The following is a 12799-nucleotide window of genomic DNA, read 5'->3' as shown; positions in this document are numbered from 1 at the left end:
AGCATTCAGGTCGGAATCAAAAGTCAGGGAAGGTCAAGAAGTCGACGTCGTCTTCGACATGCGGAAAGCCCACACCTTCGAAAAGAAAAACGGAAAGGCAATATTCTGAAGCTTTTTAAACCCCCTTTCCCCATTTTCTCCCATGCCACTCGAGGACTTCGCCGAGTTTCTGGCCAGGGAGGTTCCAAGGGGAAAGATAGTCGAACTGGGCATAGGCTTCCAGTTCAAGGTCGCGCTCAAACTGAAAAGCCTGGGCTACGACGTTCTGGCCATCGACTGGAACCCCGAGTCTGTTGAACGGGCAAGGGAGCTGGGCGTAGAGGCGGTGCGAGACGACCTATTCAGCCCGAGGCTCGAACTTTACAGAAACGCCCGCGCGCTCTACTCAGTCAGGCCAACGCCCGAGATAGTGCAGCCCATCCTCGAACTGGGACGGAAGCTGGGCGTTCCAGTTTACATCCTTCCGCTGACGGGGGATAGCATGCCCAGGGGGATGAGGCTGGTTAACCACCGCGGACTGGCGATATACGTTTATAACCCCCGCACCAAATAGTTCCGGTGGTGACATGAGGCTCTTCGGTACCGCTGGAATTAGGGGCACCCTCTGGGAAAAGGTCACTCCCGAGCTCGCGATGGACGTAGGAAAGGCAATGGGGACTTACATCGAGGGAGAGAGCATCGTGGTCGCGAGGGACGGGAGAACTTCAAGCGTGATGCTCAAGAACGCCCTCATCGCGGGGCTCCTCTCGACCGGGAAGGAGGTTCTCGACGCGGATTTAATCCCGACGCCAGCCCTGGCCTGGGCGACGAGAGAGCACGGCGACGGCGGGGTTATGATAACGGCCAGCCACAACCCGCCGATCGACAACGGGATAAAGGTCTTCAACGGCGATGGAACCGAGTTCTACGTCGAGCAGGAGGGGGAGCTGGAGGAGCTCGTCTTCTCCGGAAACTTCAGGAAGGCCAAATGGAACGAGATAAAGACGGTGAAGTCCCTCGATGTCATAGATGACTACATCGGGGCTGTTCTCGACTTCGTGAACCACGAGACGGGCTTAAAGGTCCTCTACGACGGCGCCAACGGTGCCGGGAGCGTTCTGGCTCCTTACCTCCTGCGCGAGATGGGGGCGAAGGTCATAAGCGTGAACGCCCACGTGGACGGCCACTTCCCGGGAAGGAAGCCCGAGCCTCGCTACGAGAACATAGCCTACCTCGGAGAGCTCGTGAGGGAGCTGGGCGTTGATATTGCCATAGCGCAGGACGGCGACGCGGACAGGATAGCGGTCTTCGATGAGAGGGGCAACTACCTCAACGAGGACACCGTCATAGCGCTCTTCGCCAAGCTCTATACCGAGGAACACGGGGGCGGAACGGTTGTCGTTTCGATAGACACGGGCTCGAGGATAGACTACGTCGTCGAGAAGGCCGGCGGAAGGGTGGTGAGGATTCCCCTCGGCCAGCCCCACGACGGAATAAAGAAATACAGGGCCATCTTCGCCGCCGAGCCCTGGAAGCTTGTCCACCCGAAGTTCGGGCCCTGGATAGACAGCTTCGTGACGATGGGGCTCCTGCTCAGACTCATCGACGAGGAAGGCAAGTCCCTCTCGGAGATAGTGAAGGAGAACATCCCCGAGTTCCACCTGACGAAGAAGAACGTCCCCTGCCCGGACGAGTTCAAGGGGGCGGTAATGGAGAGAGCGTACAGGGCCCTTGAGGAGAAGCTGGGAAGCGAGACCCGGGAAGTTCTGACGATTTCCGGCTTCCGCTTCAACCTGAAGGACGGCTCGTGGGTTCTCGTGAGGCCGAGCGGGACGGAGCCGAAGATTCGCGTTGTTGTTGAAGCTCCCAGTGAGAAGAGACGCGACGAGCTCTTCGAGCTGGCCTACGGAACGGTCAAAAAGGCCGTTGAAGAAGTCATGAAGAAGGGCTGAGCCGCCATTTTCCACTTTTAGACCGCAACCCCTAGAAGCCAGCCGGCCGTTCCGATGAGGAAAATCAGCCCAAAATCCCTGAGAAGAATCGGGAGTTCGGGCCTCCGTCCGGTTACGGTTAGATAGAACCAGTAAACGAGCAGGGGAACGAGAAGACCGAGCGACAGACCGGATTTTCCAAGAAAAACGTTGAAGATAAAGGAAAAAGTCAGGATGAAGGCGAGAACCCCTCTGCCCATGAAACCACCTCAGACGAATCTTGCGGGCCTAAGCGTCCTGACAGCTATCTCGTTCTTTTCCACCATGACCTTGAAGCCCTCCTTGGCCACGTAGGTCTTCACTCCCGTTACCGTCTCGATGTATTTAGCCTCCTTGTAGGGGTTCGCGAAGTGCATCTTCATTCCGATGTGGCTCATCACTAGGGCATCGGGTTTATGCTCCATGTTCTTGAGCATCATAACGACGTCGTCTGTGCTCAGATGATAGGGAATGCCCATATCCCTGGGCCTCGTTACGGCCGCGATTATCAGCCTCGAACCGTCGTGCCACTCCAGGAGTTCATCGAAGTAGGCCGTGTCGGGGATGTACGATATATCCCCGTAGCGGGTCTTCATGCGAAACCCTATGGTGGTCGGATCGGAGTGAACCGTTGGGGTTATTACGAACTCCTCCTCCCCGATTGCTATCTTGCTCCCTGGTTCGGGAATGTGGATGCTCTCAAGGACATCCATGTGGTACTTGCTGACTGCGGGAGTGTGGGTCTCATCGCCGTAGACGACGCTCTTTGATGCGATGAGCATGCCGCGCTTCTTGAGTGCACCACCCGTCATGGCCTCGATCAAAACTTCGACGTCGTTGCAGTGGTCAACGTGCCTGTGTGAGACGAATATGGCATCGAGCTTTCTGGGGTCGAGCTTGTAGCGCCAGGAGCGAACCAGCGCACCCGGACCGGGGTCAACGTAGATGTTCCTGCTGGCGCGTATGTGAAAGCCACCGGTGGAGCGGAACTGCGTTATGGTTATGAACCTGCCGCCGCCGCTGCCTAGGAAGGTTATCTCAATCACCAATACACCCCCGGTTTCTTTTGCAGACGTAGGGGTATCACAGTGAGGGTATATAAGGCATTTGGGATGCAAAAACCGTTTAAGATGCCCACCAATAAAATCTATGGTGGTTGTGATGTCGAATCTCGAAAGAATCTCGAAGGAAATCGAGAACCTCCAGGACGAGATGGTCGAGACGCTCGTCGAACTGATTAAAATCCCGGCCATAAGCCCTGACTACGGCTACGAGGGCGAATACGACAAGGCCCAGAAGCTGCTTGAGATAATAAAGGACTGGCCCTTCGACAAAGTTGAGGTCTACAACGCGCCGGACGAGAGGGCCAAGAACGGTGTCAGGCCGAGCATTTTAGCGTACTACTACGGTGAGAAGGGCGAAGAAAGTCCGAGGCTCTGGATACTCACCCACATCGACGTTGTACCGCCCGGAGATTTAAGCAAGTGGACGGTCACGGAGCCGTTTAAGCCGGTCGTCAAGGACGGAAAGGTCTACGGGCGCGGAAGCGAGGACAACGGACAGAGTCTCGTGGCTTCACTTTACGCGGTAAAAGCTATGATGAACCTCGGGATAAGGCCGAAGAGGACGGTAATCCTCGCCTTCGTCAGCGATGAAGAGACCGGGAGCAAGTACGGCGTCGAGTGGCTGATGAAAGAACACCCGGAGCTGTTCAGGAAGGACGACCTGGTTTTAGTCCCGGACGGGGGAAACGAAGACGGAACCTTCATTGAGGTGGCTGAGAAGAGCATCCTCTGGCTCAGGGTGAAGGTCAGGGGTAGGCAGGTTCACGCCAGCATGCCGGACAAGGGTTTAAACGCCCACCGTGTGGCTCTGGACTTCGCCTACCACCTCGACAGAGTGCTCCACGAGAAGTACGGTGAGAGGGACGAACTCTTCGACCCGCCGGAGAGCACCTTCGAGCCGACGATGGTCAAAAACCCGGCCGACAGCCCGAACATAGCGCCCGGCGAGCACGAGGTCGTCTTTGACTGCAGGATTCTGCCGAGGTACAGCATAGACGATATCCTGAAAGACGCCGAGAGGCTTGCCGAGGAGATCAAGGAGAAGTACAGGAAGGAGTTCAATGGAAAAGTCCTGCCGGAGATTGAATTCGAGGTTCTTCAGCGTATGGACGCTCCAGAGCCGACGGACCCGAACAGCGAGATAGTTCTCCTGCTCAAGGAGGCCATCAGGAGGCTTCGCGGAAAGGAGGCGAAGGTCGGCGGAATAGGGGGCGGAACCTTCGCGGCCTACTTCAGGAAGCTCGGAATCCCGGCGGTTGTCTGGGCGACGCTCGACGAGACCGCCCACCAGCCCAACGAGTACGCCTGGATAAAGAACATGGTCAATGACGCGAAGGTCATGGCGGCTTTAGCCCTTCTCTAATCCCCCCTTTTGTTTCAAATCCGTTTGAATCGAACGACAGACGTTTATATTCTCCCGCCGAAAGTAATCGTGGTGAACTTCATGAGGCGTTTCGTATCGGTCCTTATCGTCATAATGGTAATCACCTCGGGGTGCATAGCCGGGGGAAAGGGAACCCCAACCGCTCCGGAGAGTTCCCCTGCCGAAACCTCGCATCCAACGAACAGCGACGTTTTGAACCCGGTTCAGACTGATGAGGCCATGAACGTCGTCAGCGCCAGCAACCTCTTTGGCACCGAACTGTATCTGAAGCTCTCAGGGGAGAAGGGAAACGTCCTCATATCCCCATTCAGCGTTTTCACGGCGCTGGCGATGGCATATGAAGGGGCCAGAGGAGAAACCGCGAAGGAAATGGGCCTGGTCCTCCATCTGCCGGCGAACGATTCCAAACGGAGGGAGGCCTTCAGGACACTCCTGCTCAACATGGAGAGGCTGGGGGGCATAAAACTCACCGTGGCAAACGCCCTCTGGGTTCAGAGAGGCTATCCCGTTAGGAAGGACTACGTTGATGTTATCCGTAGGTACTACCTTGGAGAGGCAAGGGAACTCGACTTCCAGAACGACCCAGAGAGTGCGGAGAGGATCATCAACGAATGGGTGAGAGAGGAAACCAACGGAAAGATTGAGAACATAGTGGGCAACCTCGACCCCCTGACGAGGCTGGTAATAACGAACGCGGTCTATTTCAGGGCCAACTGGTCGAGCAGGTTCAGACCGGAGGACACACGGAACGAGAGATTCACGCTCCCCTCCGGAGAAAAAATCACCGTGCCCATGATGCACCAGCTTGGAGAGTTCAACTACACGGAAACCGAGGAAGTGCAGGTTCTTGAGATGCCCTACGAGGACTCCAGCTTCTCCATGGTGATAATTCTGCCCAGAAAAATGGATGGGCTGAGCGGGGTGGAGAGGAGCTTAAGCCCGGCCTTTATCGGAAACCTCCTTGAGAAACTGCACCCCGAGAACGTCAGCGTCGCTATTCCCAAATTCGAGTTCAGGGAAAGCTACCCGCTAAGCGACGTCCTCAGGGAGATGGGCATTAGGAGCGCGTTCACAGACAACGCGAACTTCTCGGGCATCTCAGAAAAGCCAATTGCAATCAGCGACATCCGCCACAAGACCTTCATCAGCGTCGCCGAGAACGGCACCGAGGCGGCGGCCGCGACGGCAGTGACGTTCACTGTCGTTTCTGTCCGGGAAGAGGGGCAGGAGTACAAGGTCTTCAGGGCAGACCATCCCTTCCTGTTCCTCATAGTGGACAGGGAGAGCGGGCTGGTACTCTTCCTCGGGAGGCTCGAAGACCCGAGGGGTTGAACTTTTAAGCCCCTCACCCAACCCTTTTCATGCCCACATGGAAGGACGGAAAGCTCGGACTGCCCGTGAGGGAAGCCGTTAAGCTCTTCCCCGAGCTTGAGCGATACCTTGATGAACGCGGCAGGCTCGACTTCTCGAACAGGGAAGCGAGGATACTCTACAACAGAGCGATAGCGAAGGCCGTTTTTGGGCTGGACATAGAGTACCACCCGCACGGGCTGGTGACTACTCCGGTTTCGCGTTACATCTTTCTCAAGACCTTTCTCAGGGGAGGCGAGAGGGTTCTGGAGATTGGAACCGGACACACTGCAATGATGGCACTCATGGCGGCGAAGCTCTTCAACTGCGACGTCACCGCGACGGAGCTCGACGGGGAGTTCTTTGAGTACGCGAGGAAGAACATCGAGAGGAACAGAGCTGGAGTTAAGCTCATCAGGAGCAACAGCGGGATAATTCGAGGTGTGATCCCGGAGGGAGAGTTTTTCGACGTGATCTTTTCTGCCCCTCCCTACTACGAGGAGCCGACGAAGGGCGTTCTGACCGAGCTTGAAGGCGTCGGTGGGGGAAAACACGGCGAGGGCTTTTCAGTTAGGCTCATCGAGGAGGCGCTGGACTATTTAAAGCCGGGCGGAAGGGTGGCCCTCTTCCTTCCCGACAAGGGGCCGCTGATAGAGGCCGTGGAAGAGAAGGGAAAGGAACTGGGCTACTCCGTCAGGGACGTACGCTTTAAGGTGGGGACAAGGTGGAGGCACAGTTTGATACTGAAAAAATGAAAGGTCAGGTCACGATGAGCCCTATGACCTGCCCCTGCGCCACCTCCTCATTCTCCTTAACCAGAATCTTAAGCTTCCCTCTCGCCGGGGCCTTAACGTGCATGGTGACCTTCTCTATCATGACTTCCGCTATCTCCTCGCCCTCTTCGACGGAATCGCCGTCGTTCTTGTACCAGCTCAGCAGGACGCCGGTTTTATCCTCCTTCGTCGTCCGGGGTACCTTGACCTCTACCTCCATTCTGCCGCTCACCCGACCATGTCCTTCACTGTCCCCACTATCTTCTCCCTGTCGGGCAGGACAAACCTCTCCAGTACCCTGCTGTAGGGAACAGGAACGTCCGGATAGGCTATCCTTCTCGGAAGGGCCTTGAGCTCGTTTCCTATCCTTTCGACGACGGTGGTTATTATCTCACCACTCATTCCGTAGCTCATGTAGTCCTCATCCACGACGAGAAGCCTCCCAGTTTTCCTGACAGAGTTTATGAGGGTCTCCCTATCGAGGGGAACGAGGGTCCTCAGGTCAATGACCTCCGCACTTATTCCGCTCTTCTCAAGCTCTTCCGCGGCCCACAGGGCCTCATAGACTGTTCTTGATACAGTTGCTATCGTAACGTCGTCACCTTCCCTCACGATTTTCGCCTCCCCTAGGGGGACGGTGTAGGGCTCTTCGGGCACTTCAACCGCGGCTTCGTCCGGGGAGGGCATCCATCCGAGTCCCATCAGCCCCTTGTGGAAGAAGTACATGACGGGGTTATCGTCCCTTATAGAGGATATCATCAGCCCTTTGGCGTCGTAGGAGTTGGAAGGGATGACTATCTTGAGTCCCGGGACGTGGGCAAACAGACCGTAGAGGCACTGGGAGTGCTGGGCCGCGTCGCTGTAGCCCCCGCCGATAGCGGTCGTTATAACTATGGGCATCCTGACCTGCCCGCCGGACATGTAGTGCGCCTTGGCGATGTGGTTGTATATCTGGTCCATCGCCACGCCGAAGAAGTCCACGAACATCAGCTCGACTATCGGCCTCATACCCTTCGATGCGGCTCCAAGGGCGGCGCCTATGAAAGCCGACTCGCTTATGGGAGTGTCTCTGACCCTTTCGGGGCCGAACTTCTCAAGTAGACCGTTTGTGGCCCCAAAGATTCCGCCGTAGGCTCCTATGTCCTCACCCATAACGAAGACGTTCTCGTCACGCTCCATCTCCTGAGCTATTGCCTCCGCTATCGCCTTGTACATGGGGAGCTTTCTCGCCATCTCACTCACCCCCTGCAAAAACGCCCCTTAGGGCCTCTTCTGGTTCGGGATACGGGCTGTTAAGGGCGAAGTCTATGGCTTCCTGAACTTCCTTCTCGTTCTGCTCCTCGATTCTCGCCAGTTCCTCCTCAGTGGCGATTCCCTTCTCAAGGAGCAGTTTCCTGAAGTTGGCCAGGGGATCTTTCTCCTTCGCCAGTTCGAAGTCCTCCTTTGGACGGTATAGCTGGGGATCCCCTTCGAAGTGCCCTCTGAGCCTGTAGGTTCTAACCTCTATGAGGCTCGGCCCCTCCCCGCGTCTGGCTCTCTCAACGGCCTCCTTGGCGACTTCATAGACGGCTATAACGTCGGCACCGTCGACACTAACCCCAGGGATGCCGTAGGCCTTGGCCCTTTCGCTGTTCTTTGCCACGGCGGTTGATTTGTCCTTTGGAACCGAGATAGCCCAGCCGTTGTCCTCTATCAGGAATATAACCGGCAGCTTCCAGACCGCCGCGAGGTTGAGGGCCTCGTGGAAAGTCCCCTGATTGGCCGCTCCGTCACCGCCAACGGCAACTGCCACGTAGTCCTCGCCCTTCAGTTTGGCAGCGATGCCAACTCCAACGGCCTGGGGAAAGCTCGCACCGACTATACCACTGCAGCTGAAGTTTTTGGCGGCATCAAATAGGTGCATGTGTCCGCCCTTGCCTCCGGAGAGACCGGTAGCCTTGCCGAATATCTCAGCAGTCATTCTCTTCAGGTCAACACCCTTGGCTATTGCAAAGTGGTGGGCCCTGTGGGTTCCTATAACAGCGTCCTCATCCTTCAGGTGTATGCAGACACCAACCGCAGCGGACTCCTGTCCCGAGGAGAGATGAAGCTCTCCCGGAATCGGGCCGGCAGATATGTCGAAGCGCGGACTCTTTCCCTCATAGTACCACTTGGCCAGGGTCTCCTCGTACGTTCTAATCTTATGCATCGCCCCGTATATCTCCAGCAGGGTTTCCTTTGGTATTTCCTCAACTTCCATTCTCCCACCTGCCTTTTCCGTTTGTTTGACTGGAGTGATTCAATCAGCAAAAAAAGAAAGTCTCACTCCTTCAGCACTATACGCAGGGGAGTTGCGTTTTTCAGGTTGTCAGTGACCGGACAGCGCTCCTCCACTTCCCTCAAAAGTTCCTCGATTTTCTCCTTAGGGGCATCAGCCTCCAGATAAACCGAGACCGTCACCTCGGTGAAGCCCGCACGTCCCTCTTTCGAGATGCCCTGAAACTTCGCGGGATCCAGTTTTCCGGTGATGGCCAGATCAAGGGCCTTCACGGGTATCCCCTTCTCCCCCGCGACCCCCCTGATGGTGACGTTCAGACAGCCAGCCAATGCCACGAGGAGGTATTCAACGGGATTTGGGCCCTCATCCGTTCCACCTATCTCTGCCGGCTCATCAACGATGACATCGAACTCCCTGACCTTCGCGAGCAGCTTCGTGTCAGATAGGGACTTCCCGGTTACGTAGAACGTCCACTCATCCAAGGCCATCACCCGAAGATACTGTCTCCGCTCTTTCCCTCCAGACCGGGATGGATGTCGAACCTCACGGCTCCCACGGGAACCTTTCCTCCAACGGCCTCAACGACCCTGGCCACACCGAGGTGACCGAAGCCCCCACACAGCTCTATCGCGGCAATCCCATCTTCCACGAGCTTTTTCGCGACTTCGCAGGCCTCATCGTAGTTTTTGACACCGACAACGTGAAGCTCCACCATTGGAGTCCGGATGACGGCTTTGTGCTCCCCCGGATTCGCTTCAGGTGTGACGAACATGAAGGCGGCCTTAAGCATGTTTTCACCTCCAAAAATGAGAGGTCAGATAACCTCCCTGACTGCGCTCTCTATTCTCTCCGTGCATGGTATCCACTCGTTTTCAAGGGCCGGGCTGAAGGGCACAGGGGTTGCTGGGGGCGTTATTATCTTAATCGGAGCTTTTAGGTGCTCAAAGGCCCTGCTGGCGGCGAGTGCAGCTATGTCGGTGGCAAAGCTCGCCCTTGGATAGCCCTCGTCAACGACTACCAGCCTTCCGGTCTTCTTTATGGAGTTCAGGATCGTCTCGGTGTCCAAGGGCACGAGCGACCTCGGATCAACAACCTCGACACTTATACCCTCTTCCGCGAGCTTCTCCGCCACTTCTAGGGCCCTGTGAACCATAGCTGCCGTTGCAACTATTGTCGCGTCCTTTCCTTCCCTCTTCACGTCTGCCTCTCCAAGTGGTATGGAATAAGGCTCCTCCGGAACAGGACCCTTAACCGCGTAAAGTCCCTTGTGCTCTATGAAAACAACCGGGTCGTCATCCTCTATCGCCGAGATCAGCAGTCCTTTGGCGTCATAGGGGGTGGAGGGCATGACAACTTTAAGACCCGGCACGTGGATGAAGAGTGCATGAAGCGACTGGGAGTGCTGTGCGGCGGCCGAAAAGCCGGCTCCACAAGTTGTTCTGAGAACCAGTGGTATCCTCGCTTTCCCGCCGAACATGTACCTCATCTTTGCGGCTTGGTTGTATATCTGGTCGTAGGCGACTCCAAGGAAGTCTATGAACATAAGCTCCACAACGGGTCTCAGCAGTCCAGTAGCCGCAGCCCCAACTGCAGTACCTATGAAGCCACTCTCCGCTATCGGTGTATCCCTGACCCTCTCCGGCCCGTACTTCTCGTAAAGTCCAGCGGTAACCCTGTATATCCCTCCATAGAGTCCGACGTCTTCGCCCATTACGACGACCTTTTCATTCTTCCCCATTTCGTAGTCCAGCGCCTCGTTGAGTGCCTGAGCGAAGGTTATCTCCCTCACCACTGCCATACGAGCACCCCCTTGGTGGGCGTGGAGAAGACATCCTCAAGGAGTTCCTCCCCCGACGGCCATGGGCTTTCCTCTGCAAACTTTACAGCCTCCTCAATCTCCTTCCGAGCCTTCTCCCAGATTGCATCGAGCTCTTCCCTTGTGGTTATCCCCTTGGCCAGGAGTTTTTCCTCGAAGAGCTTTATCGGGTCTTTGTTCTCCTTCCACCATTCGATTTCCTCCTTTGACCTGTAGACCTGTGGGTCGCCCTCAAAATGTCCCCTGAACCTGTAGGTCTTGGCTTCTATCAGGGTTGGCCCCTCACCCCTTCTGGCGCGTTCGATGGCTTCCTTAGCCACCTCATAGACTGCCAGAACATCCTGCCCGTCAACACTCACACCGGGAATTCCATAGGCTTTGGCCCTCTCGGCCACGCTCTTTATCGTCTGCTGTTTCTCGTAGGAGAGGGATATCTGGTACTGGTTGTTCTCACAGACGAATACAACGGGCAGCTTCCAGATGGCCGCGAGGTTTATCCCCTCATGGAAGTTCTGCTGGTTCGAGGCACCGTCACCGAAGAAGGCAACGGCGACGTTATCGAGGCCGTTGAGCTTTATGCCCAGGCCCGCACCGACCGCGTGGGGAATGCCACCCCCAACTATGCCGTTGGCTCCCAGCTCACCGACGTCAAGGTCGGCTATGTGCATTGAACCGCCCTTTCCCTTTCCGCTTCCGGTCTTCTTTCCGAATAGCTCGGCCATAGAGGCCTTGATATCCCCTCCCTTGGCTATGTAGTGGCCGTGCCCCCTGTGGGTGCTCGTTATGAAGTCCTCCCTCCGGAGATTGGCCATCACACCAACGGCGACGGCCTCTTCCCCGACGTATAGATGTACGAAGCCGGGTATCTTGCCCTGGGCAAAGAGCTCTGCAACTCTTTCTTCATGCACTCTAATCCTCACCATAGTTTCATACATCCACAGCAGGGTTTCCTTTGGTATTTCCTCAACTGGCATGGCATCTCCTCTCCCAAAACTTAGATTACTCATCAGGTTATTTTTAAGAAGAGATTCGAACACTATACTAATGAAAAAACCCCTATATACGTATTTCGCAAGTATTATATAGGTTAATCCAGTTATTGCCCTTGTAATTTGTGAAGTTGGGAGGCAATAGCATGAAGAAAGTAAAAGTGATAATGCCAAAACTCGGGATGACCATGAAGAAGGGGGAGATAGTGGAATGGAAAAAGAAAGCAGGGGATCATGTCAGAAAAGGGGAGGTCATCGCGATAGTTCAGTCCGAGAAGCTAACCGGTGAAATAGAGGCACCGGAAGACGGCCGTCTGGCCGAGATACTCCACGACGTTGGTGCGGAAGTGCCCGTTGGGGAGGTCATAGCAATAATAGAGGCGGAAGAGTGATCGCATGACGGACGAAGAGGTCAGGCTGATAGCGGAGCAGTACGAAATAGACCTCTCGAAGCTTGAAGGCTCAGGACCGGATGGCGAGGTGACGATAGAAGACCTCGAGAGATACATCAAGGAGCACTTCTACCCAAAGGTTCTGCGGGAGGTCAAACTCATTGGGATAAGAAAAGTGATAGCTGAAAGGCTTTCTGAGAGCTATCGAGAAGCAGTTCACGTCACCATCAACATGGATGTTGAAATGGATCGGCTCATTGACGTGAGGAAAGAACTGACCGGAAAGCTCGGGAGAAAGCCGTCCTACACGGTACTCATGCTGAAGTGCATAGCAATGGCAATCAGAGACTTTATAGATATGAACGCAGTTATTGAAGGGGATAAGATAACGATTTACAAGGATATAAACATAAACCTGGCCATTGACAGCCCTGTAGGACTGATAACCCCCGTGATCAGAAACGTTGATGAGAAAAGCCTTGAGGAACTTCTTGATGAGTACTTTAATCTCATGGAGAGAACAAAAAAAGGTCTTCTGAAGGAAAAGGACTTCATTGGGGGAACATTTACGGTCACTAACCTAGGGATGTTAGGGGTCGACTCGTTCACCCCGATAATAAACCCACCTCAGGTGGCGATTCTAGGCCTAAACAGAATAGCCGAAAGGCCTGTTGTGAAAGACGGGGAGATAAAACCGGCCATGATCATGACCCTGTCCCTGAGCTTTGACCACAGAGCTATAGACGGAGCTCCCGCCGCAAGGTTCCTGGGGCGGGTAAAGCATTACCTGGAAAACCCCGAAGAAGTATTCGGAGGCCTGTGAAG

At 55.4% G+C, this 12799-nt stretch carries 16 protein-coding genes; 7 read left to right on the top strand and 9 right to left on the bottom strand.

The window, feature by feature from the left end; translation table 11 throughout:
* The first annotated feature begins 142 nt into the window (after nucleotides 1-142).
* The gene (locus tag E3E37_RS07925) at nucleotides 143-553 is read left to right on the top strand and encodes a UPF0146 family protein (protein ID WP_167716250.1); all 411 of its coding nucleotides are present in this window, start codon (nucleotides 143-145) and stop codon (nucleotides 551-553) included.
* 13 nt (nucleotides 554-566) lie between these two features.
* On the top strand, nucleotides 567-1931 hold the full coding sequence (glmM, locus tag E3E37_RS07920; protein ID WP_167716248.1) for a phosphoglucosamine mutase: 1365 nt from the start codon (nucleotides 567-569) through the stop codon (nucleotides 1929-1931).
* Nucleotides 1932-1948: 17 nt separating this feature from the next.
* Here glmM and E3E37_RS07915 read toward each other — a convergent pair whose 3' ends face one another.
* Nucleotides 1949-2170 carry a hypothetical protein gene (locus tag E3E37_RS07915; RefSeq protein ID WP_088865679.1) on the bottom strand — a complete coding sequence of 74 codons (222 nt, stop codon included), beginning with the start codon at nucleotides 2168-2170 and terminating at the stop codon, nucleotides 1949-1951.
* A gap of 9 nt (nucleotides 2171-2179) precedes the next feature.
* Nucleotides 2180-2995 (bottom strand): MBL fold metallo-hydrolase, encoded by an 816-nt coding sequence (locus E3E37_RS07910; protein ID WP_167716246.1) that lies wholly within the window; start codon nucleotides 2993-2995, stop codon nucleotides 2180-2182.
* 115 nt (nucleotides 2996-3110) lie between these two features.
* On the opposite strand from E3E37_RS07910, the gene E3E37_RS07905 reads away from it, so the two are divergent.
* The 3 genes from E3E37_RS07905 (at nucleotide 3111) to E3E37_RS07895 (ending at nucleotide 6502) form a co-directional block, all read left to right on the top strand.
* The gene (locus E3E37_RS07905; RefSeq protein ID WP_206204074.1) at nucleotides 3111-4376 is read left to right on the top strand and encodes a M20 family metallo-hydrolase; all 1266 of its coding nucleotides are present in this window, start codon (nucleotides 3111-3113) and stop codon (nucleotides 4374-4376) included.
* A gap of 81 nt (nucleotides 4377-4457) precedes the next feature.
* On the top strand, nucleotides 4458-5729 hold the full coding sequence (locus E3E37_RS07900) for a serpin family protein (protein WP_167716244.1): 1272 nt from the start codon (nucleotides 4458-4460) through the stop codon (nucleotides 5727-5729).
* A 29-nt stretch (nucleotides 5730-5758) separates the two neighbouring features.
* Nucleotides 5759-6502 (top strand): RlmF-related methyltransferase, encoded by a 744-nt coding sequence (locus tag E3E37_RS07895; RefSeq protein ID WP_167716241.1) that lies wholly within the window; start codon nucleotides 5759-5761, stop codon nucleotides 6500-6502.
* A gap of 4 nt (nucleotides 6503-6506) precedes the next feature.
* Here the strand turns inward: E3E37_RS07895 and E3E37_RS07890 are convergent, their stop codons facing one another.
* From E3E37_RS07890 to E3E37_RS07860, 7 genes are all read right to left on the bottom strand, one after another.
* Nucleotides 6507-6740 (bottom strand): lipoyl domain-containing protein, encoded by a 234-nt coding sequence (locus E3E37_RS07890; RefSeq protein ID WP_167716239.1) that lies wholly within the window; start codon nucleotides 6738-6740, stop codon nucleotides 6507-6509.
* Nucleotides 6741-6748: 8 nt separating this feature from the next.
* On the bottom strand, nucleotides 6749-7753 hold the full coding sequence (locus E3E37_RS07885; RefSeq protein ID WP_167716237.1) for an alpha-ketoacid dehydrogenase subunit beta: 1005 nt from the start codon (nucleotides 7751-7753) through the stop codon (nucleotides 6749-6751).
* A gap of 1 nt (nucleotide 7754) precedes the next feature.
* Nucleotides 7755-8759 (bottom strand): thiamine pyrophosphate-dependent dehydrogenase E1 component subunit alpha, encoded by a 1005-nt coding sequence (locus E3E37_RS07880; protein ID WP_167716235.1) that lies wholly within the window; start codon nucleotides 8757-8759, stop codon nucleotides 7755-7757.
* A gap of 62 nt (nucleotides 8760-8821) precedes the next feature.
* Nucleotides 8822-9265, bottom strand: a complete 444-nt coding sequence (locus E3E37_RS07875; protein WP_240921936.1) for an OsmC family protein — start codon at nucleotides 9263-9265, stop codon at nucleotides 8822-8824.
* Nucleotides 9265-9567 carry a DUF6506 family protein gene (locus tag E3E37_RS07870; RefSeq protein ID WP_167716233.1) on the bottom strand — a complete coding sequence of 101 codons (303 nt, stop codon included), beginning with the start codon at nucleotides 9565-9567 and terminating at the stop codon, nucleotides 9265-9267. Before E3E37_RS07870 ends, E3E37_RS07875 begins: the two co-directional genes overlap by 1 nt.
* A 24-nt stretch (nucleotides 9568-9591) precedes the next feature.
* Nucleotides 9592-10575 (bottom strand): alpha-ketoacid dehydrogenase subunit beta, encoded by a 984-nt coding sequence (locus E3E37_RS07865; RefSeq protein WP_206204043.1) that lies wholly within the window; start codon nucleotides 10573-10575, stop codon nucleotides 9592-9594.
* Entirely contained in the window at nucleotides 10563-11567 is a 1005-nt protein-coding gene (locus tag E3E37_RS07860) for a thiamine pyrophosphate-dependent dehydrogenase E1 component subunit alpha (protein ID WP_167716231.1), read from the bottom strand. The genes E3E37_RS07865 and E3E37_RS07860 overlap by 13 nt, the downstream gene beginning before the upstream one ends.
* Nucleotides 11568-11728: 161 nt before the next feature.
* On the opposite strand from E3E37_RS07860, the gene E3E37_RS07855 reads away from it, so the two are divergent.
* Together E3E37_RS07855 and E3E37_RS07850 are read left to right on the top strand one after the other, a co-directional pair.
* Nucleotides 11729-11974 carry a biotin/lipoyl-containing protein gene (locus E3E37_RS07855; RefSeq protein ID WP_167716229.1) on the top strand — a complete coding sequence of 82 codons (246 nt, stop codon included), beginning with the start codon at nucleotides 11729-11731 and terminating at the stop codon, nucleotides 11972-11974.
* A gap of 4 nt (nucleotides 11975-11978) precedes the next feature.
* Complete coding sequence (locus E3E37_RS07850) at nucleotides 11979-12797, top strand: dihydrolipoamide acetyltransferase family protein (protein WP_167716227.1); 819 nt, start codon at nucleotides 11979-11981, stop codon at nucleotides 12795-12797.
* The last annotated feature ends 2 nt before the right edge of the window (nucleotides 12798-12799 follow it).

It is taken from the genome of Thermococcus sp. ES12 (assembly GCF_012027515.1).
GTDB classification, from domain to species: domain Archaea; phylum Methanobacteriota_B; class Thermococci; order Thermococcales; family Thermococcaceae; genus Thermococcus; species Thermococcus barossii.
Note: the sequence above shows the minus strand (reverse complement) of the source record. Positions and strands in the feature narration are given on the sequence as shown.

Coding starts and splice junctions, on each gene's coding strand:
- E3E37_RS07875 (WP_240921936.1), bottom strand. CDS start 9,265: ATGGCCTTGGATGAGTGGACGTTCTACGTAACCGGGAAGTCCCTATCT.
- glmM (WP_167716248.1), top strand. CDS start 567: ATGAGGCTCTTCGGTACCGCTGGAATTAGGGGCACCCTCTGGGAAAAG.
- E3E37_RS07870 (WP_167716233.1), bottom strand. CDS start 9,567: ATGCTTAAGGCCGCCTTCATGTTCGTCACACCTGAAGCGAATCCGGGG.
- E3E37_RS07865 (WP_206204043.1), bottom strand. CDS start 10,575: ATGGCAGTGGTGAGGGAGATAACCTTCGCTCAGGCACTCAACGAGGCG.
- E3E37_RS07855 (WP_167716229.1), top strand. CDS start 11,729: ATGAAGAAAGTAAAAGTGATAATGCCAAAACTCGGGATGACCATGAAG.
- E3E37_RS07895 (WP_167716241.1), top strand. CDS start 5,759: ATGCCCACATGGAAGGACGGAAAGCTCGGACTGCCCGTGAGGGAAGCC.
- E3E37_RS07915 (WP_088865679.1), bottom strand. CDS start 2,170: ATGGGCAGAGGGGTTCTCGCCTTCATCCTGACTTTTTCCTTTATCTTC.
- E3E37_RS07905 (WP_206204074.1), top strand. CDS start 3,111: ATGTCGAATCTCGAAAGAATCTCGAAGGAAATCGAGAACCTCCAGGAC.
- E3E37_RS07900 (WP_167716244.1), top strand. CDS start 4,458: ATGAGGCGTTTCGTATCGGTCCTTATCGTCATAATGGTAATCACCTCG.
- E3E37_RS07860 (WP_167716231.1), bottom strand. CDS start 11,567: ATGCCAGTTGAGGAAATACCAAAGGAAACCCTGCTGTGGATGTATGAA.
- E3E37_RS07890 (WP_167716239.1), bottom strand. CDS start 6,740: ATGGAGGTAGAGGTCAAGGTACCCCGGACGACGAAGGAGGATAAAACC.
- E3E37_RS07925 (WP_167716250.1), top strand. CDS start 143: ATGCCACTCGAGGACTTCGCCGAGTTTCTGGCCAGGGAGGTTCCAAGG.
- E3E37_RS07885 (WP_167716237.1), bottom strand. CDS start 7,753: ATGGCGAGAAAGCTCCCCATGTACAAGGCGATAGCGGAGGCAATAGCT.
- E3E37_RS07880 (WP_167716235.1), bottom strand. CDS start 8,759: ATGGAAGTTGAGGAAATACCAAAGGAAACCCTGCTGGAGATATACGGG.
- E3E37_RS07850 (WP_167716227.1), top strand. CDS start 11,979: ATGACGGACGAAGAGGTCAGGCTGATAGCGGAGCAGTACGAAATAGAC.